This is a genomic window from Thermus aquaticus (assembly GCF_001280255.1).
GTDB classification, from domain to species: Bacteria; Deinococcota; Deinococci; order Deinococcales; family Thermaceae; genus Thermus; species Thermus aquaticus.
The window spans coordinates 461,144-477,167 of the sequence record NZ_LHCI01000106.1; the positions used below are offsets into that span (position 1 = coordinate 461,144).

Here is a 16,024-nt window from a genome sequence, read left to right on the forward strand (position 1 = left end):
CCCCATTCTACCCGCGGGTATAATCCCCCCATGCTCACCGTGGACCTTGCGGGCAAGAAGGCCCTGGTCATGGGGGTCACCAACCAGCGAAGCCTGGGCTTCGCCATCGCCGAGAAGCTCAAGGAGGCGGGGGCGGAGATCGCCCTAAGCTACCAGGGGGAGAGGATCCGCCCCGAGGCGGAGAAGCTGGCCGAGGCCCTGGGCGGGGCCCTCCTCTTCCAGGCCGACGTCACCAAAGACGAGGAGCTAGACGCCCTCTTTGGCGGCCTGAAGGAGGCCTGGGGGCACCTGGACTACCTGGTCCACGCCATCGCCTTCGCCCCCAGGGAGGCCATGGAGGGCCGGTACCTGGACACCAGGCGGGCGGACTGGCTTCTGGCCCTCGAGGTCTCCGCCTACTCCCTGGTGGCCGCGGCCCAAAGGGCCGAGCCCCTCCTCAGGGAGGGGGGTGGGATCGTCACCCTCACCTACTACGCCAGCGAGAAGGTGGTGCCCAGGTACAACGTGATGGCCATCGCCAAGGCGGCCCTCGAGGCCAGCGTCCGCTACCTGGCCTATGAGCTCGGCCCCAAGGGGGTGCGGGTGAACGCCATCTCGGCGGGGCCGGTGCGCACCGTGGCCGCCAGGAGCATCCCCGGCTTCACCAAGATGTACGACCGGGTGGCCCAGGTGGCCCCTCTAAGGCGCAACATCACCCAGGAGGAGGTGGGGAACCTGGGGCTTTTCCTCCTTTCCCCCCTGGGAAGCGGCATCACCGGCGAGGTCATCTACGTGGACGCCGGCTACCACATCATGGGGATGGAGCTAGAGAAAGCGGGCGAAAATCCGGGCTAGGGCCTCGAGGTCTTTGGGGTCCACACCGTGAGTATACCGGGCTAAGGCCTGGATCGCGACGAGGCTTTTCTTCGCCCTCACATTCACCGCACCCCTGGGGGCGTACCATGGCCCCATGGAGGGCGTCCTCGGGCTCCACCACATCACCTGCGTGGCCGGCGACCCTCAGGAGAACCTGGACTTCTACCTGGGGGTGTTGGGTCTGCGCCTGGTCAAGCGGAGCGTGAACCAGGACGACCCCACCGCCTACCACTTCTTCTACGCCGACGGGCTGGGCACCCCGGGCACCGCCCTCACCTTCTTCTCCTGGCCCCACCTCCCCCCCAATCGCTTTGGGGTGGGGCAGGCGGTGGAGGTAGCCCTGGCCGTGCCCCAAGAAAGCCTCGGCTTCTGGGAAGCCCGCCTGGCCCGCTACGGCAGGCCCCTGGCAAAGGGGGAGCGCTTTGGCTTTCCCGTCCTCCTCTTCCCCGACCCCCACGGCCTGCCCCTGGCCCTAGCGGCCGCCCAGGGCCCGGGCCTCCCTTGGGAGGACAGCCCCGTCCCCCCAGAGCACCAGGTGCGGGGCCTTCTGGGGGCCCGGATCCTGGAGCGGGAGGTGGGGCCGACCCTGGCCTTCTTCCAAGAGGTCCTGGGCTACCGCCAGGGGGAAGGCCCTGTCCTAGAGCAGGGGGGATCTTTCCTGGAGGTCCAGGCCCTCCCCGAAGGGCGCCGGGGGGCCTTGGGGGTGGGAGGGGTCCACCACCTGGCCTTCCGGGTGCGGGACGAGGCCCACGCCCTCACCCTCCGGGAAAGGGTTTTGGCCCGGGGGCTACGGCCCACCCCCCTTATAGACCGCTTCTGGTTCCGTTCCGTTTACTTCCTGGAACCCGGGGGGGTGCTCTTAGAGCTGGCCACGGACGGGCCCGGCTTCGCCGTGGACGAGGACCCGGAGGACCTGGGGGAGCGCCTCGTCCTTCCCCCTTGGCTTGAGGGGAAGCGCCCGGCCATAGAGGCCGCCCTCCCCCCCATCCGCCTCCCCGGGATAGCCCGCTGAACCACCTCCGGGCGGGAACGTAGCCCGCCCAGGGGTTTCCTCCTTCCCATGGGCTACCATGGGAAGGATGAGGCGTCCTACCCCCACGGTCTGGGTGGGCCGCGTCCCCCTGGGAAGCGCCCACCCCATCGCCGTCCAGTCCATGACCAACACCCCCACCCAGGATGTGGAGGCCACCACCGCCCAGGTCCTGGCCCTCCACCGGGCGGGGAGCGAGATCGTCCGCCTCACGGTGAACGACGAAAAGGCGGCCCAAGCCGTGCCCAAGATCAAGGCCCGCCTCCTGGACCAGGGGGCGGAGGTGCCCCTGGTGGGGGACTTCCACTTCAACGGCCACCTCCTCCTGCGCAAGTACCCCAAGATGGCCGAGGCCCTGGACAAGTTCCGCATCAACCCCGGGACCATGGGCCGGGGTACCCACAAGGACGAGAACTTCCGCGAGATGGTCCGCATGGCCATGGACCTGGGGAAGCCGGTGCGCATCGGGGCCAACTGGGGGAGCCTGGACCCCGCCCTCCTCACCGAGCTCATGGACCAAAACGCCCGGCGCCCCGAGCCCAAGGAGGCCCACGAGGTGGTCCTCGAGGCCCTGGTGGAAAGCGCCGTCCGCTCCTACGAGGCCGCTTTGGAGATGGGCCTTGGGGAGGACAAGATCGTCCTCTCCGCCAAGGTCTCCAAGGCCCGGGACCTCCTCTGGGTCTACCGGGAGCTGGCCCGAAGGACCAGAGCCCCCCTCCACCTGGGCCTCACCGAGGCCGGCATGGGGGTCAAGGGGATCGTGGCCTCGGCCGCCGCCTTGGCCCCCCTCCTCCTGGAAGGCATCGGCGACACCATCCGGGTCTCCCTCACCCCGGCCCCCCATGAGCCCCGCACCAAGGAGGTGGAGGTGGCCCAGGAGATCCTCCAGGCCCTGGGCCTTCGCACCTTCGCCCCCGAGGTGACCAGCTGCCCCGGGTGCGGCCGCACCACCAGCACCTTCTTCCAGGAGCTGGCCGAGGAGGTGAACCGTCACCTCAAGGCCAGGCTCCCCGAGTGGCGAAGGCGCTACCCCGGGGTGGAGGGGCTCAAGGTGGCAGTGATGGGGTGCGTGGTGAACGGCCCCGGAGAGAGCAAACACGCCCACATCGGCATCTCCCTGCCCGGAAGCGGCGAGGAGCCCAAGGCCCCCGTCTACGCCGACGGCAAGCTCCTCACCATCCTCAAGGGGGAGACCATCGCCGAGGACTTCCTCAGGCTGGTGGAGGAGTACGTTAAGACCCGCTTCGCCCCAAAAGAGGCATGAGCCCCTTTCGGTTCCAGGTCACGGCCCGCGCCGGCCGGGCCCGGGTGGGCCTCCTCGCCACCCCCCACGGGACCGTGGAAACCCCCCTCTTCATGCCCGTGGGCACCCAGGGCTCGGTCAAGGGCCTCCTCCCCCGGGACCTGAAGGAAATCGGGAGCCAGGTCCTCCTGGCCAACACCTACCACCTCCTCCTGCGCCCGGGGCCCGAAAGGGTGCGGGCCTTTGGGGGGCTTCACGGCTTCGCCGGCTGGAAGGGTCCCTGGCTCACGGACTCCGGGGGCTTCCAGGTGATGAGCCTGGGGCACCTGCGCCGCATTGACGAGCGGGGCGTGGTCTTCCAAAGCCACCTCAACGGGGACCTGGTGGAGCTTACCCCCGAGCGGAGCATCGCCGTCCAGGAGGCCCTGGGGGCGGACCTCATCATGGCCTTTGACGAGTGCCCTCCCTACCCCTCCCCCAGGGAGTACCTGAAGGCCTCCTTGGAAAGAACCCTGCGCTGGCTAGAGCGGAGCCTGAAGGCCAAGACCAGGCCCGACCAGGGCCTTTTCGGCATCACCCAGGGGGGGACGGACCCAACGCTCAGGCGGCTTTCCACCCTGGAGACCCTCCGCTTTGATCTGCCGGGGTACGCCATCGGGGGCCTGGCCGTGGGGGAGTCTAAGGAGGAGATGTTCCCCATGGTGGAGCTCTCCACCGCCCTCCTCCCCGAGGAGCGCCCCCGCTACCTCATGGGGGTGGGCCACCCCGAGGACCTGGTGGCGGCCATGGGCCTGGGGGTGGACCTCTTTGACTGCGTCTACCCCACCCGCACGGGCCGCTTCGGCAGCGCCCTGGTGCCCGAGGGGCGCCTCAACCTGAAAAACGCCCGCCACCTCGAGGAGAAGGGACCCCTGGAGGAAGGCTGCGACTGCTATGCCTGCCAGAGCTTCAGCCGGGGCTACATCGCCCACCTGGTCCGCTCCGGGGAGATGCTGGGGGCCATCTTGCTTTCCCTCCACAACCTCCGCTTCCTCCACCGCCTCACCGAAGGGGCTAAAGCGGCCATCCGAGAAGGCCGGTACGGGGACTTCGCCCGGGCCTTCGCCGAAAGGCGCTTTGGCCGGGAGGTGCCCCTTTGGTTCCGGGAGGCCTTGGCGGCGGGAGGGCACTGGTAGAATGCCCCTGGTGCCCCTGGTATGAAGCCAAGGTATCTCCTCCTGGGCCTGCAGCACACGGTGGCCATGTTCGGGGCCACGGTCCTGGTCCCCCTCCTCACCGGCCTCAACCCCTCGGTGGCCCTCTTCACCGCCGGGCTCGGCACCCTGGTCTTCCACCTGGTCACGGGACGGATGGTGCCGGTCTTTCTGGGCTCCAGCTTCGCCTTCATCGCCCCCATCCTGGCCGCCAAGGAGGCGGGCTTCTCCTTGAGCGCCATAGGTGGCGGCCTCATGGCGGCGGGGCTCGTCTACGGCCTCTTCGCCCTCCTGGTCCTCCTCATCGGTTCCGAAAGGGTGCGCTGGGTCTTCCCGCCGGTGGTCACCGGGCCCGTCATCGTGGTCATCGGCCTCACCCTGGCCCCGGTGGCGGTGCAGATGGCCAGCAAGGACTGGCTTCTGGCCATAGTCACCTTTGCCAGCGCGGTGGTGAGCGCCGTGTTCTTCCGGGGACTTTTCCAGATGATCCCCGTGCTGATAGGGGTGGGGGCGGGCTACCTTCTGGCCCTCCTCTTGGGCCGGGTGGACCTGAAGCCCCTCCAGGAGGCCCTCTGGTTCGGCGTGCCCCAGTTCACCCTGGCCAGCCTGGAGTGGGGGGCGGTCCTCCTCATCGCCCCGGTGGCCTTCGTCACCGTCATGGAGCACATCGGCGACATCCTCACCAACGGCCGGGTGGTGGGGAAGGACTTCTTCACCAAGCCCGGTCTCCACCGCACCCTTCTGGGGGACGGGCTCGCCACCAGCCTGGCGGGCCTCCTGGGGGGCCCCGCCAACACCACCTACTCGGAGAACACCGGGGTCTTAGCGGTGACCCGGGTCTACGAACCCTTGGTCCTGCGCCTGGCCGCCCTCTTCGCCATCCTCCTCTCCTTCTCGCCCAAGCTGGCCACCCTCCTGCAGACCCTGCCCCAGGGGGTTCTGGGGGGGATCTCCATGCTCCTCTTCGGCATGATCGCCTCCATCGGCATCCGCACCCTGGCCGAGGCGGAGATTGACTTCACCAAGAGCCGCAACCTGATCGTGGTCTCCGCCATCCTGGTCCTGGGCCTGGGCGGGGCCGTGGCCAACTTGGGCACCATCCAGGTGGCGGGGGCCGCCCTCCCCCTCAAGGTGAGCGGCATGGCCCTGGCCGCCCTGGCGGGGGTGGTCCTGAACCTCCTCCTGCCCCAAAAGCTGGAGCCCGAAGGGCTGGCCACCGAGGAGGAGCGGATCCCCTAAAAAAACCCTCAGCCCTCCCGGTAGAAGCGGCTTTGGCGGTAGTAATCCTCCAGGAGGACCTTTAAAAAGGCGGCGGCGGGCACCCCCAGAAGGGCCCCCCACAGCCCCAAAAGGCTCGCCCCTACCAGGATGGCGGCGATGGCCGTCACCGGGTGGAGGCGGGTAGCCCGGCCCACGATCAGGGGACCGAAGAGGTTCCCCTCCAGCTGGTTGGCCAGCCAGAGGACCAAAAAGGCCAGGAGCACCTTGACCAGGCCCCCCGTGGCGGCGAGAAGCAGGGCGGGGACCCCGGAGACGATGACCCCCACGAAGGGGATGAGGTTGAAGACCCCCGCCAGAAAGCCCAGGCTCGCCGCCAAGGGCACGCCCACCAGGGAAAGCCCCACCCCCACGATAAGGCCCACCAGAAAGGCCACCAAAAGCTGGCCCCGCACGTAGCCCCCCACGCTCCGGTCCAGCTTCCGGGCCAGGTCGGCCACCAGGGGCTGGTAGGGCTCGGGGAAGGCCAGAAGGGCCGCCCGCCCCAGGCGGGGCAGGTCGTAGAGGAAGTAGATGGAAAGGGTCAGGGCGGTGAGGAGCTGGAAGACCCCGCCCACCAGGGAGGCGAAGAAGCCGAGAAGGTTTCCCCCCTGGCCCAGGAGGCCCTGGACGAAGCGCAGCAGGGTTTCCAGAAAGCTCTGCAACAGGCCCTGGAGGTTGCGGCTGGCCTCGGCCAGGATTGGCTTCAGGCTCTCGGGCACCGGAACGGCCCGCACCCGGTCGGGAAGGCTGAGGAGCCAGGCCAGGAAGGGGTCCAGGAGGCGGGGGAGCTCCTGGGCCAGGCGGGAAAGCTCCACCACCGTTTGCGCCGTGAGGAAGGAGGCGAGGCCCAGGAAGAGGCCAAGCCCCAGGTAGACCAAGACCACCCCCAAAGCCCGGGGAAGCCTCTGGGCCTCAAAGAAACGCACCAGGGGGTGGGCGAGGTAGGCGAAGGCGAAGGCGGTGAGGAGGATCTGCAAAGCGGGCCAGGCCCGCTGGAGGAGGCGGAAGCCAAGGTAGAAGAGGAGGAGGTAAACGGCCACCCGCACGTAGGGGTTGGCCCAGACCTGGCGGAAGGCTTCCCTCATATGGGGGCTATTTTACGGAGAAGAAGGCCTTGGCCTGGCGGAGGAGCTCCTCCTTGGGAAGGCCCTGGAAGAGGAAGGTTCCCCGGTCGGGGGCTCCCTCCCAGACCTCAAAGAGGAGCCTGGGGGCCCCGCCCTGAAGCCCGGTGTTGCCGAGATAGCCCAGGGGGTCTCCCCGGAAGACCTTATCCCCCACCTTTAGCCCCGGGTAAGGGGCCTGAAGGTGGGCGTAGACCGAGGTGCGCCCGTCAGGGTGGCGGACCCAGACCTCGAGGCCCCGCAAGAGGTCCATGTCTTCCGGGGAGGCCCCGTCCTTCACCCGCTCCATGAGGGCCCGCCAGGCCTCGAGGCTTGGCTCCTGGTAGGCCTCTTCCACCTTGACCACCTCCCCGGCCTGGGCCGCCACCACCCCCATCCCCCGCACCACGGGGACGCAGGCATCCCCGTCCACGAAAACGAAACCCGCGCTCACCCCCTTGCGGTAGGGGCGGGGGGCGCCAGGCAGGTTCTCCGGGCGGGAGGGGAGGCAGGCCCCGGGCAGGGGGAGGCGGTAGCCCTCGGGGACCAGGGCCGCCTTCTCCCTTAGAAGGCCCACCTCCTCCCTCAGGGCGTGAAGCTGCCGCCCCCGAAGGGCGAAGCCCAGGGTCACCACCAGGGCGTAAAGGGCGAGGGCGAAGAGGAGGTAGTGCCCCGGCTTCAGGTTCATGCCTCCAGTCTAAAGGGCCCAGGGGTCAGCCCCTGGGCCCTTTGGGCAAGGGGGGCTAGAGAAGCTTAAGAAGCTCCTTCTTGATCTCCTTGGCGGAGAGGCCCTCCAGCTTCAGCCCCCGGGCCTTTTCCAGAAGCTCGTAGACCTTGGGGATGTGGCTCGCCGCCACCCGGAAGGTGATCTCCTGGCCGGCCACCTGGACGCGGACCTTCTGCAGGTTGGGGTACTGGCGGCGCTTGGAGATGCCGGTGGTCTTCTTGCCCACGCCCCCTTCCCGCTTGGCCTTCCCCCGCCGCTCAATGCTGTTGGCCACGATGGGCCGCTTTCCGCTGATCTCGCACACCTTGGACATGGCACCCTCCTGCCCGAAGGCAAACCCTAAGGAGTATAGCACAGGTTAGACTCTTGGGGATGCCCACGGTGCTGGTACCCCTTCTTTTGGCCTTTGACCAGATCCTGAAGCTCTGGGCCCTGGAGAACCTCTCCCCCATCCCGAGGCCCCTCCTGGGGGACCTCCTCTACCTCACCCTGGTCAGAAACACCGGGGCGGGCTTTGGCCTCCTTCAGGACAAGGCCCAGATCCTGGGCTGGGTGAGCCTTCTCGTGGGGGGCGTTCTCCTCTACCTCCTGGGCTTCCGCCGCTACCCCCCGGCCTTTACCCTGGGCCTTTCCCTGGTGGCGGCGGGGGCTTTGGGGAACGGCGTTGACCGCCTGGGCCGGGGCTTTGTGGTGGACTACCTGGACCTGGGGACCCAGATCCCCCTCATCGCCCAGTTCCCGGTCTTCAACCTGGCGGACGTATGCGTGACCCTGGGGGCGGCCATCCTGCTTCTCTCCCCCAGGAGAAGAAGGCGCTACTGAAGGGCCTGGGCGAAGCGCTCCAGGGCCTTCTTCAGGTTCTCCTCGCCCGTGGCGTAGGAAAGGCGCACGTGGCCAAAGGCGGCGAAGTCGGTGCCCGGCACCACCGCTACCCCCGCCATAAGGAGCCTCTCCGCCGCCTCCACCTCGTTTGGGGCGAAGGGGGAGGTGTCCATGAGGACGTAGAAGGCCCCGCTGGGGCGCACCGCCTCGAGGCCAATCCGAGAAAGCCCCTCCAGGAGGAGGTCCCGCCTTTTCCTGTAGGCTTCCCTGGCCATGGCGATGAAGGCCATGGAGGCCTCCCGGTTGGTGAGGGCCTCGAGGGTGGCCCACTGGGCGATGGTGTCGGGGCTGGTGGTGGACTGACTGGAGACGTCGGCCATGGCCTTGATGACCGCCTTGGGGCCGCAGGCGTAGCCGATGCGCCAGCCCGTCATGGCGAAGGCCTTGGCGGCGCCGTTCACGGTGATGGTGTGCTCTGGGGCCAGGGTGCCGGGGGAGAAGTGGGCCCCCTCGTAGATGAGGTGCTCGTAGATCTCGTCGCTGACCAGGTAGAAGTCGTGCTGAAGGGCCATCTCGGCCAGGGCCCGCAAAACCTCCTCCGGGTAGACGACCCCCGTGGGGTTGTTGGGGGAGTTGACCACCAGGGCCTTGGTCCTAGGGGTGATGGCCCGGCGCACCCGCTCGGGGTCAGGGACAAAGCCCTCCTCGGGCAGGGTGGGGACCTCCACCGGCACCCCCCCGGCGAAGCGCACCATCTCCGGGTAACTCACCCAATAGGGGGCCAGGACGATGACCTCGTCCCCGGGGTCCAGGATGGCCTGGAAGAGGTTGAAGAGGGCCTGCTTGCCCCCCACGGTGACGATGGTCTCCTCGGGGGTCACCTCCAGGCCGTTTTCCCGGCGGAACTTCTCGGCCACAGCTTCCCTCAGCTCGGGGATGCCGGCGGGAGGGGCGTACTTGGTCTTGCCCTGGGCCAGGGCCCGCCTGGCCGCCTCCTTGACGTGCTCGGGGGTGTCAAAGTCGGGCTCCCCGGCGGTGAGGGCCACCAGGTCCACCCCTTTTCGCCTCAGCTCCAGGGCGCGGGCGTTGACCGCCACCGTGGCCGAGGGCTTCATGGACTTCACCCTTTGGGAAAGGCCCCGCATGGCATGAGTATACGGGGTAAAATGAACCTGTGGACCCGGTGCTGCAGAAGGTGGTGGAGAAGATGGCGTCCCGCCAGGAGGGACGGCGTTATCGCCTTTACCTTTTTGGCTCCCGGGCCCTAGGGGAGCACACGCCCCGCTCCGACTACGACTTGGCCATTTGGGCGGAACCTCCCCTGGACCTGGCCACCTTAAGCCAAATCCGGGAGGAGCTGGAAGAGCTCCCCATCCTGCAGAGGGTGGACCTAGTGGAACTCTCCTGGGCTCCAGGGCTCAGGGAAAAGGTGGAACGAGAGGGGATTCTCCTTGGGGAGGGAGGAGAAGCTTAAGGAACAGGTGGCCCTTTTGCGCAGAGCCGTGGCCCGCTTGGCCTCCGCTTTGGCCCAACCCAAGGACGAGTTTGTGCGGGACTCGGCCATCCAACGTAAGGCTTCTAAGTGCCCGCGCTTTGGTTTCGCAACATGGGGTGCCAAAGCCAGGGCTGGGGAAGGCCTTTTCTGGTGCCCCCACCGCGGCCAAAGCCGCGGTGGGGTACTTAAGCCGGTGCGGGCTTTGCCGCTGGCTTCTCCCCCCCGGCCAGGGCCCGCCTCCCCACGACCCTAAGCCCCAGGGGCTTCACCTCCGCCCGGTATCGGGAAGCCTCGGGAAGAAGCTCCCCGTCGGCGTGGGCGGGCACGGGGTGGGGGAACTCCACCGCCACCTCCCGCCCGGCGAGGAAGAGGATCTGGGGGTGGCCCAGGTGCCGGCCCAAAAGGAGGCTGGGCAGGATGAGGACCACGCCCAGCCGGGAAAGCTCCCGGGCCAGAACCAGGGAGAGGAGGCCGTCCCTGGGGTCGGCCATGGGGGCGATGGGGATGCCGCCTCCGTAGGCGGGCCCGTTCATGGCGGCCAGGAGGAGCATCTTTCCTCGGTGGACCTCCTCCCCGTCCACAAGAACCCGGCCCTCGGGCAGGCGGAGGTCCTTGAGGACGGAGAAGAGGGCGTAGAGGTAGCGGGGCATGCCCCGCAGGAAGGAGGGGGCGGCCAGAGCCCTCTTGGCCACCAGGGCGTCAAAGCCGATGCCCAAAAAGGCCCCGAAGGCCTCCCCGTTCACCAGGCCCAGGTCCACGGCCTCCTCGGGGGCGAAGAGGGCGTGCTCCAGGGCCTCCCGCCAGGGAAGGCCCCTAAGCCCCAGCATCCGGGCGAAATCGTTGCCGCTCCCGATGGGGACCACGCCCAGGACCTTGCCCGTCCCCGCCAGGCCCTTCAGGACCTCGTGCACGGTGCCGTCGCCGCCCACGGCCACCACCCGGGCCCCCTCGGGCGCCTCCCGGGCGATCTCGGTGGCGTGGCCCGGGCCCTCGGTGAGGAAGGCCCTGGCCCCCTGCTCCCGGGCCGCCTTCAGGATGGCCCCGGAAAGCCGCCCCACCCTCCCCCGGCCCGCCGCCGGGTTCACGATGACCCACCTTTCCACCCCCGTATTCTACGGGCATGGGCCTCTTAGGCCACTTCCTCAAAGGCCCCCACCCCAAGACCACCCTCCTCCTTACCCGGGCGGGGCCCGTGGAGAACCCCCACCACCTCCTCTACAGCCACCCGGGCCTCCCCCTGTCCCGGGAAGGAAAGGAAGCCCTCCTGGCCCTCCTTCCCCTCCTGAAGGCCCACCCTGTGGCCCACGTCTACAGCGCGGACAGCCTGGCGGAAAGGGAGGCGGCGAGGCTCCTCGCCGAGGCCCTGGGCGTAGGGTACGCCCTCCTGCCCGAGCTTCGCGAAAGGAGCTGGGGGGCCTGGGAGGGAAGGAGCTTCGCCGAGTTGGAGGCCCGCTTTCCCCAAGAAGTGCAGGCCTGGCTTCTGGACGAAGCGGGCTTCGCCCCGCCGGGAGGGGAAAGCCTAAGGGCGGCCTGGGAAAGGGGGAAGCGGGCGGTGCGGGGTCTTCTGGAGAAGCACCGGGGCCAGGCCATCCTGGTGATCGGGAACTGCACGGTGAACCGGGCCGCGCTGAGCCTGGCCCTGCCCCTTCCCCCGGAGGAGGGCCTTCGGCTGGAGCAGGACTACGCCCGGCTTTCCGTGGTGGACTTCTACGGGGAGGAAGGGGTGGTCAAGGCCCTGAACCTGGACATCTGCCCCCGGTCGGGGGGGTAAACTGAGGGCATGATCCGGCCCGTGGCCAGAAAGGACCTTCCGGGGCTTCTTGAGCTCCTGCGCCACATGGACGAGAGCCCCGAGCGGGGAGTCCTGGCCCCGGAGGCCCGGGACCTCGAGGGCCTGGCCGAGGAGCTGGAGGACGGCCTGGTCCTGGAGCGGGAGGGGCGGGTGGAGGGGGACGTGGGCCTCTACCCCTTCTGGGATGGGGCCGCTTTGGAAGGGCCTCTGGCCTACCGCAAGGAGGACCTCCCCGCCCTCCTCCAGGCCGCCGAGGCCCGGGCCCTGGAGCTTGGCGTGGAGCGGCTTTACGCCTTTCCCCAGGAGGCCAACCGTCCCCTGCGGGAGGTCCTGGAGGCGGCGGGGTACGACCTCCTCCACACCACCTACTTCTTCGTGAAAAACCCCAAGGGCCTGGACTACCCGCCCCCCAAGGGCGTGCGCATCAAGAAGGGCTTCCCCGGGGCAGGGGTCTACCGGGAGCTCTACCGGGAAAGCGAGGAGGGCTGGGCCCTGAGGCTCAAGTGGACGGACGAGGAGCTGGAAGAGCACTTCGCCGAGCCCCACGTCCACCTCCTGGTGGCCTACCAGGGGGAGGAGCCCGTGGGCATGGCCGAGGTGGAGGTGGAGGGGAACGAGGCCAGCGTGGCCTACATCGGGGTCGTCCCCAAGGCCCGGGGCCAGGGCATCGGCCGGGCCCTTCTGGCCGAGGCGGCCCGGCTGGCCGAGAAGAAGGGGGCGGGTCTCCTCCGGGTCCGGGCCCACGACCACGAGACCGGGGCCCTAGAGCTTTACCGCAACCTGGGCTTCAGCCTCGAGGAGGCCGTGGCCACCTACGCCAAGGAACTCAGGGCCAGGCGGTAGGTGGCGGCGTGGGCCTCCACGGTGAGGCGGGGGTCGCGGTTGTACCCCCCGCCCATGACCACCACCAGGGGGACCCCCAGGGCCCTGACCAGGCGGAAAACGCGGGCATCCCGCCGCTTCACGCCCTCGGGGGAAAGGGCCAGCCTGCCGAAGCGGTCCCCCTTTAGCACGTCCACCCCGGCGTTGTAGAAGACCAGGTGGGGGCGGAAGGCCTCTGCCTTTTCCAGGGCCTCGTCCAGGGCCCTCAGGTAAGCCTCGTCCCCCACCCCGTCCGGCAGGCCCACGTCCAGGTCGCCCTTCTCCTTCTTCAGGGGGTAGTTGCGCTCCCCGTGGAGGGAGAGGGTGTAGACCGTGGGGTCGTCCCGGAAGAAGAAGGCGGTGCCGTTCCCCTGATGGGCGTCCAGGTCCACCACCAAGACCCTCCCCCAAAAGCCCCTCGCCCTGAGCCAGCGGACGGCCACGGCCACGTCGTTGAAGAGGCTGTACCCCTCGGCCCGGTCGGGAAAGGCGTGGTGGGTGCCCCCGGCCAGGTTGAGGCCGAGGCCCGTCCTAAGGGCGTCCTCCGCAGCCATCAAGGTCCCCCCCGCCGCGTGTAGGGCCCGCTTCAGAAGGCCTGGGCTGAAGGGGAGGCCAAGCCTTAAGGACTCCTGGCGGGAAAGCCCTTCCCGGAAAAGCTTTTCCAGGTAAGAGGCCTCGTGGGCCAGGAAGAGGGCCTCCCGGGGGACCTCGGGGGCGGGGAGGATGGGGACGAGACCCTTTAGGGCCTCGGCCACCCCCCGGTACTTGTAGAGGGGGAAGGGGTGCCCCTCGGGCAAGTCCAGGGAGAGGTGGGCCGTGGAGTAGGCCTGCACGCCCCCATTTTGGCAGAATGAGGGAGCAGCGTACGCCTCCTCCTTCTCTCCGACCAGGCCCACCCCCACATCTACTCCCCCCGCTTTCCCGAAAACCTCCCCCCCTTTGACCTGGTCCTGGCGGCGGGGGACCTGCCCGGGGCGTACCTGGAGTACGTGGCCACCAAGGTCCGGGTGCCCGTCCTCTTCGTGCCCGGAAACCACGGGGAGGAGTGGGTGTGGGAGGAGGGAAGGCGGAAGCGGCCCGGGGGGGTGGTCAACCTCCACGGCCGGCTTTTCCGCTACCGTGGGCTCCTCCTCTACGGCATCGGGGGCGTTCCCCGCTACCGGGAGGGGGAGGGGCAGCTCGCCCCGGGGGAGCTCTTCCACCTGGCCCTGAAGCCCTTCCCCGTAGCCTTTCCCCGGAGGCTTCTAAGGGGCCACGGGGTAGACGTCCTCCTCACCCACGCCCCGCCCCCGGGGCCCACGGCCGGGGAGGACTTCGCCCACCGGGGGGCCTCCGCCTTCCTCCTCTTCCACCGCCTCTTCCGCCCCCGGCTCCACGTCCACGGCCACACCCCCCTCCTCGGAGCCAACCCCGAGCGGCGCCACCGCACCCTCCTGGGGGTGGAGGTCATCCACGCCCAGGGGTACGCCCTGGTCCAGCTTCCCTGAGCTGGCGGTAGGCCTCGTAGGCGGCCACCCCCACGGCCACCGCCAGGTTCAGGGAGCGCACGGGCCCCGGCATGGGGATGTAAAGGCTCGGGAAGCGGCCCAGGACCTCCGGGGGAAGCCCCCGGGTCTCGGGGCCGAAGAGCAGGTAATCCCCCTCCTGAAAGCGGGCCTGGTAGAGGTTCCTTTCGCCCCGGGCGCTGAAGGCCAAGACCCTGGCCCCCGGGGGCAGAGCCGCCAAAAAGGCCTCCCAGGTATCGTGGACCCTGAGGTCCACGTAAGGCCAGTAGTCCAGGCCCGCCCGCTTGAGGCCGGGGTGGGAAAGGCGGAAGCCCAGGGGGCGGATGAGGTGGAGGGGGAAGCCCAAAGCGGCGGCGGTGCGGGCCACGTTGCCGGCGTTTTGCGGGATCTCCGGCTGAAAGAGGACCAGGTGGACCACCTTTACCCCCGCTTCCCGTACCGGGTGGCGGGGCCCCGGCCCAGGCGCTCCAGGCGGCCCTCGAGGACCAGCCTCTTCAGAAGGGCCAAGGCGCCCTTGGGGGATAGCCCCAAGAGGGCCTCCACCTCCCGCCGGCTCATGGGCCGGTCCATACGGGCGAGAAGCCTCTCCTCCAGGGGGTCCCGCCTGGCCAGGCGGTAGCCTCCTCCTTCCCGGCGCACCAGCCCCATGCGCTCCATCCGGGAAAGGACCCGCCTGGCGGCCTCCTCGGGGAGCTGGAGGGCCTTGGCCAGCTCAGCAAGCCCCGCCTCCCCCACCCGCTTCAGGTGGGCCAAAGCGATCAGGTGGTCCAGGCTGAAGGCCCCAAAGCGCTCCTGGGCCTCGGCCAGCTCCCGCACGAAGGCCTCGTCCAGCTCGGGGTTGTAGAGGACCAGGGTGAGGGCATCGGGGTAGAGGCGGTACTCCGGGGGCTCCTTGCCGTACTTGAGGAGGAGGCGGTACATCTTGTCCACCCCGCTCCCCGCCCGCTCCACGTAGCCCAGGCGGTAGAGGGCCTCGGCCAGCCGGGGGTTCCGCCTCTTGGGGGGGTGGCGGAGGACGTTCTCCGGGGTGATGCCGGGGGGAAAGCCCCCGGGGTTGGAGACCTCCAGCCGGTCCGGGTGGTGGTGGACCTGGATGGCGTCCTGGCTTTGCCAGTCCCGGTGGACCAAGGCGTTCAGAAGGGCCTCCCGGTAGACCTCCTGGTCGTAGTCCCAGACCTCGAGGCGGAAAAGCCCCACGGTGAGGTAGCGGACCCGGTTCCGGGCCTGGATCAGGTCCCTAAGCCGCTCCAAAAGGGCGGGGATGGGCCTCAGGATGTCCTCCCGGAAGCGGTACCCCTCCTCCCCCTCGTGGTGGTAGTAGCTCACCTCCGCCTGGGGCAGGAGGCGGCGCAGGGCTAAAGGGGTTCCCGCCAGAAGGAGGCCGGCCACCGTGGGGCGGTCCTCCCCCTCCACCCGCGCCAGAAGGCCCAGGGCGAAGAGGAGCTCCAGGTCGGGCAAAGCCGCCAGGTTGCTCCCCCTTTCCTCCAGGATGCGCCTGAGCCTCAGCACCTCCACAGGGTCCAGGTCGGAGAGGCTGGCCGCCGGCAGGACCTGGGCGGTGAAGTCGGGCTCGGGTAGGGCCTGGCCTAGCTTGAGCTCCGTGAGGCGCTTGCCGTCCCAGAAGGGCACCCGGCCCGCCCCCACGGAGACGGCCGCCGGGCTTTGGGGCACGTGGAGGGCGATGACCCGCCCCTCGGGGCCCTCCACCACCTCCACGTAAGGGAGCAGGAGGCCTTGGGTGAGCCCGAAGAGGGCGTGGGTGATCTGCAGGGGGTGGATCTCGGAGGCCCCCAGCACCCGCCCCTCCGGGCTCACCCCCAGGAAGATGGTTCCCCCCTTGTGGTTGGCCAGGCCGGCGGCGTAGCGGGCCAGCTCCTCCGGGGAGAGGTCGGGGGGCAGGAAGAGGGTCCGCTCGTCCTGCCCCGCGGCCAGGCGTTGGGCCAGCTCCTCCCACGTCACGGCCTCCAGTTTACGGAAAGGGAAGACTCTTGGAGTCGGTGTTCCGGAAGAAGCGACCTAATGCCCGGCTTTTGCTTAACGCTATGCGCGCTATGGGCCAAGTACACCGCTATGTGTGCGGATAGCCTTTGCCAACTGTCAACATTACGCTTGACATTTTGCACACCCTCCTCTACCCTAAC

At 69.1% G+C, this 16,024-nt stretch carries 18 protein-coding genes; 10 read left to right on the forward strand and 8 right to left on the reverse strand.

From position 1 onward, the window contains the following. The first annotated feature begins 30 nt into the window (after positions 1-30). From BVI061214_RS03445 to BVI061214_RS03465, 5 genes are all read left to right on the forward strand, one after another. Positions 31-834, forward strand: coding sequence for an enoyl-ACP reductase FabI (locus tag BVI061214_RS03445; RefSeq protein ID WP_053767301.1), 804 nt, complete (start codon positions 31-33; stop codon positions 832-834). Positions 835-949: 115 nt separating this feature from the next. Continuing rightward, complete coding sequence (locus BVI061214_RS03450) at positions 950-1,867, forward strand: VOC family protein (RefSeq protein ID WP_053767302.1); 918 nt, start codon at positions 950-952, stop codon at positions 1,865-1,867. A 67-nt stretch (positions 1,868-1,934) separates the two neighbouring features. After that, positions 1,935-3,149 carry a flavodoxin-dependent (E)-4-hydroxy-3-methylbut-2-enyl-diphosphate synthase gene (ispG, locus tag BVI061214_RS03455; protein WP_082333158.1) on the forward strand — a complete coding sequence of 405 codons (1,215 nt, stop codon included), beginning with the start codon at positions 1,935-1,937 and terminating at the stop codon, positions 3,147-3,149. Beyond that, on the forward strand, positions 3,146-4,303 hold the full coding sequence (gene tgt, locus BVI061214_RS03460) for a tRNA guanosine(34) transglycosylase Tgt (RefSeq protein WP_053767304.1): 1,158 nt from the start codon (positions 3,146-3,148) through the stop codon (positions 4,301-4,303). The genes ispG and tgt overlap by 4 nt, the downstream gene beginning before the upstream one ends. Positions 4,304-4,324: 21 nt before the next feature. Next, positions 4,325-5,560, forward strand: a complete 1,236-nt coding sequence (locus tag BVI061214_RS03465; protein WP_053767305.1) for a uracil-xanthine permease family protein — start codon at positions 4,325-4,327, stop codon at positions 5,558-5,560. A gap of 8 nt (positions 5,561-5,568) precedes the next feature. Here the strand turns inward: BVI061214_RS03465 and BVI061214_RS03470 are convergent, their stop codons facing one another. Genes BVI061214_RS03470 through rpmB form a run of 3 tightly spaced genes read right to left on the reverse strand, consistent with a single transcriptional unit; the run spans position 5,569 to position 7,721 of the window. Beyond that, entirely contained in the window at positions 5,569-6,666 is a 1,098-nt protein-coding gene (locus BVI061214_RS03470) for an AI-2E family transporter (protein WP_053767306.1), read from the reverse strand. Positions 6,667-6,673: 7 nt separating this feature from the next. Then, the gene (locus tag BVI061214_RS03475; RefSeq protein ID WP_053767307.1) at positions 6,674-7,369 is read right to left on the reverse strand and encodes a M23 family metallopeptidase; all 696 of its coding nucleotides are present in this window, start codon (positions 7,367-7,369) and stop codon (positions 6,674-6,676) included. 55 nt (positions 7,370-7,424) lie between these two features. Further along, positions 7,425-7,721, reverse strand: a complete 297-nt coding sequence (rpmB, locus tag BVI061214_RS03480) for a 50S ribosomal protein L28 (protein ID WP_053767308.1) — start codon at positions 7,719-7,721, stop codon at positions 7,425-7,427. A 59-nt stretch (positions 7,722-7,780) separates the two neighbouring features. Here rpmB and lspA point away from each other — a divergent pair, with 59 nt between their 5' ends. After that, complete coding sequence (gene lspA, locus BVI061214_RS03485) at positions 7,781-8,230, forward strand: signal peptidase II (protein WP_053767309.1); 450 nt, start codon at positions 7,781-7,783, stop codon at positions 8,228-8,230. On the opposite strand, the gene aspC is transcribed toward lspA, so the two are convergent. Then, a complete protein-coding gene (gene aspC / locus BVI061214_RS03490; protein WP_053767310.1) occupies positions 8,224-9,375 on the reverse strand; it encodes an aspartate/prephenate aminotransferase in 1,152 nt (383 codons plus the stop codon). The two genes, lspA and aspC, sit on opposite strands and share 7 nt — an antisense overlap. A 29-nt stretch (positions 9,376-9,404) precedes the next feature. On the opposite strand from aspC, the gene BVI061214_RS03495 reads away from it, so the two are divergent. Continuing rightward, entirely contained in the window at positions 9,405-9,704 is a 300-nt protein-coding gene (locus BVI061214_RS03495) for a nucleotidyltransferase family protein (protein ID WP_248841716.1), read from the forward strand. Between the two features lie 206 nt (positions 9,705-9,910). Here the strand turns inward: BVI061214_RS03495 and BVI061214_RS03500 are convergent, their stop codons facing one another. Continuing rightward, entirely contained in the window at positions 9,911-10,828 is a 918-nt protein-coding gene (locus BVI061214_RS03500) for a diacylglycerol/lipid kinase family protein (RefSeq protein ID WP_053767311.1), read from the reverse strand. A 17-nt stretch (positions 10,829-10,845) separates the two neighbouring features. On the opposite strand from BVI061214_RS03500, the gene BVI061214_RS03505 reads away from it, so the two are divergent. Then, complete coding sequence (locus tag BVI061214_RS03505; protein ID WP_053767312.1) at positions 10,846-11,496, forward strand: histidine phosphatase family protein; 651 nt, start codon at positions 10,846-10,848, stop codon at positions 11,494-11,496. Positions 11,497-11,505: 9 nt separating this feature from the next. After that, the gene (locus tag BVI061214_RS03510) at positions 11,506-12,360 is read left to right on the forward strand and encodes a GNAT family N-acetyltransferase (RefSeq protein WP_053767313.1); all 855 of its coding nucleotides are present in this window, start codon (positions 11,506-11,508) and stop codon (positions 12,358-12,360) included. On the opposite strand, the gene BVI061214_RS03515 is transcribed toward BVI061214_RS03510, so the two are convergent. Beyond that, a complete protein-coding gene (locus tag BVI061214_RS03515) occupies positions 12,330-13,211 on the reverse strand; it encodes a histone deacetylase family protein (RefSeq protein WP_053767314.1) in 882 nt (293 codons plus the stop codon). The genes BVI061214_RS03510 and BVI061214_RS03515 overlap by 31 nt on opposite strands. A 69-nt stretch (positions 13,212-13,280) precedes the next feature. Between BVI061214_RS03515 and BVI061214_RS03520 the strand changes: the two genes are divergently transcribed. Further along, on the forward strand, positions 13,281-13,865 hold the full coding sequence (locus tag BVI061214_RS03520; protein ID WP_053767315.1) for a metallophosphoesterase: 585 nt from the start codon (positions 13,281-13,283) through the stop codon (positions 13,863-13,865). Here the strand turns inward: BVI061214_RS03520 and BVI061214_RS03525 are convergent. Both BVI061214_RS03525 and BVI061214_RS03530 read right to left on the reverse strand, forming a co-directional pair. Next, a complete protein-coding gene (locus BVI061214_RS03525) occupies positions 13,825-14,301 on the reverse strand; it encodes a tRNA (cytidine(34)-2'-O)-methyltransferase (protein WP_003046319.1) in 477 nt (158 codons plus the stop codon). The genes BVI061214_RS03520 and BVI061214_RS03525 overlap by 41 nt on opposite strands. A 2-nt stretch (positions 14,302-14,303) precedes the next feature. Beyond that, a complete protein-coding gene (locus tag BVI061214_RS03530) occupies positions 14,304-15,842 on the reverse strand; it encodes an ATP-binding protein (RefSeq protein ID WP_053767316.1) in 1,539 nt (512 codons plus the stop codon). Between the last annotated feature and the right edge of the window lie 182 nt (positions 15,843-16,024).

Excerpts from the sequence above, each read along its gene's own strand:
- BVI061214_RS03445 (WP_053767301.1), top strand. The coding sequence starts at position 31 with ATGCTCACCGTGGACCTTGCGGGCAAGAAGGCCCTGGTCATGGGGGTC.
- BVI061214_RS03450 (WP_053767302.1), top strand. The coding sequence starts at position 950 with ATGGAGGGCGTCCTCGGGCTCCACCACATCACCTGCGTGGCCGGCGAC.
- ispG (WP_082333158.1), top strand. The coding sequence starts at position 1,935 with ATGAGGCGTCCTACCCCCACGGTCTGGGTGGGCCGCGTCCCCCTGGGA.
- tgt (WP_053767304.1), top strand. The coding sequence starts at position 3,146 with ATGAGCCCCTTTCGGTTCCAGGTCACGGCCCGCGCCGGCCGGGCCCGG.
- BVI061214_RS03465 (WP_053767305.1), top strand. The coding sequence starts at position 4,325 with ATGAAGCCAAGGTATCTCCTCCTGGGCCTGCAGCACACGGTGGCCATG.
- BVI061214_RS03470 (WP_053767306.1), bottom strand. The coding sequence starts at position 6,666 with ATGAGGGAAGCCTTCCGCCAGGTCTGGGCCAACCCCTACGTGCGGGTG.
- BVI061214_RS03475 (WP_053767307.1), bottom strand. The coding sequence starts at position 7,369 with ATGAACCTGAAGCCGGGGCACTACCTCCTCTTCGCCCTCGCCCTTTAC.
- rpmB (WP_053767308.1), bottom strand. The coding sequence starts at position 7,721 with ATGTCCAAGGTGTGCGAGATCAGCGGAAAGCGGCCCATCGTGGCCAAC.
- lspA (WP_053767309.1), top strand. The coding sequence starts at position 7,781 with ATGCCCACGGTGCTGGTACCCCTTCTTTTGGCCTTTGACCAGATCCTG.
- aspC (WP_053767310.1), bottom strand. The coding sequence starts at position 9,375 with ATGCGGGGCCTTTCCCAAAGGGTGAAGTCCATGAAGCCCTCGGCCACG.
- BVI061214_RS03505 (WP_053767312.1), top strand. The coding sequence starts at position 10,846 with ATGGGCCTCTTAGGCCACTTCCTCAAAGGCCCCCACCCCAAGACCACC.
- BVI061214_RS03510 (WP_053767313.1), top strand. The coding sequence starts at position 11,506 with ATGATCCGGCCCGTGGCCAGAAAGGACCTTCCGGGGCTTCTTGAGCTC.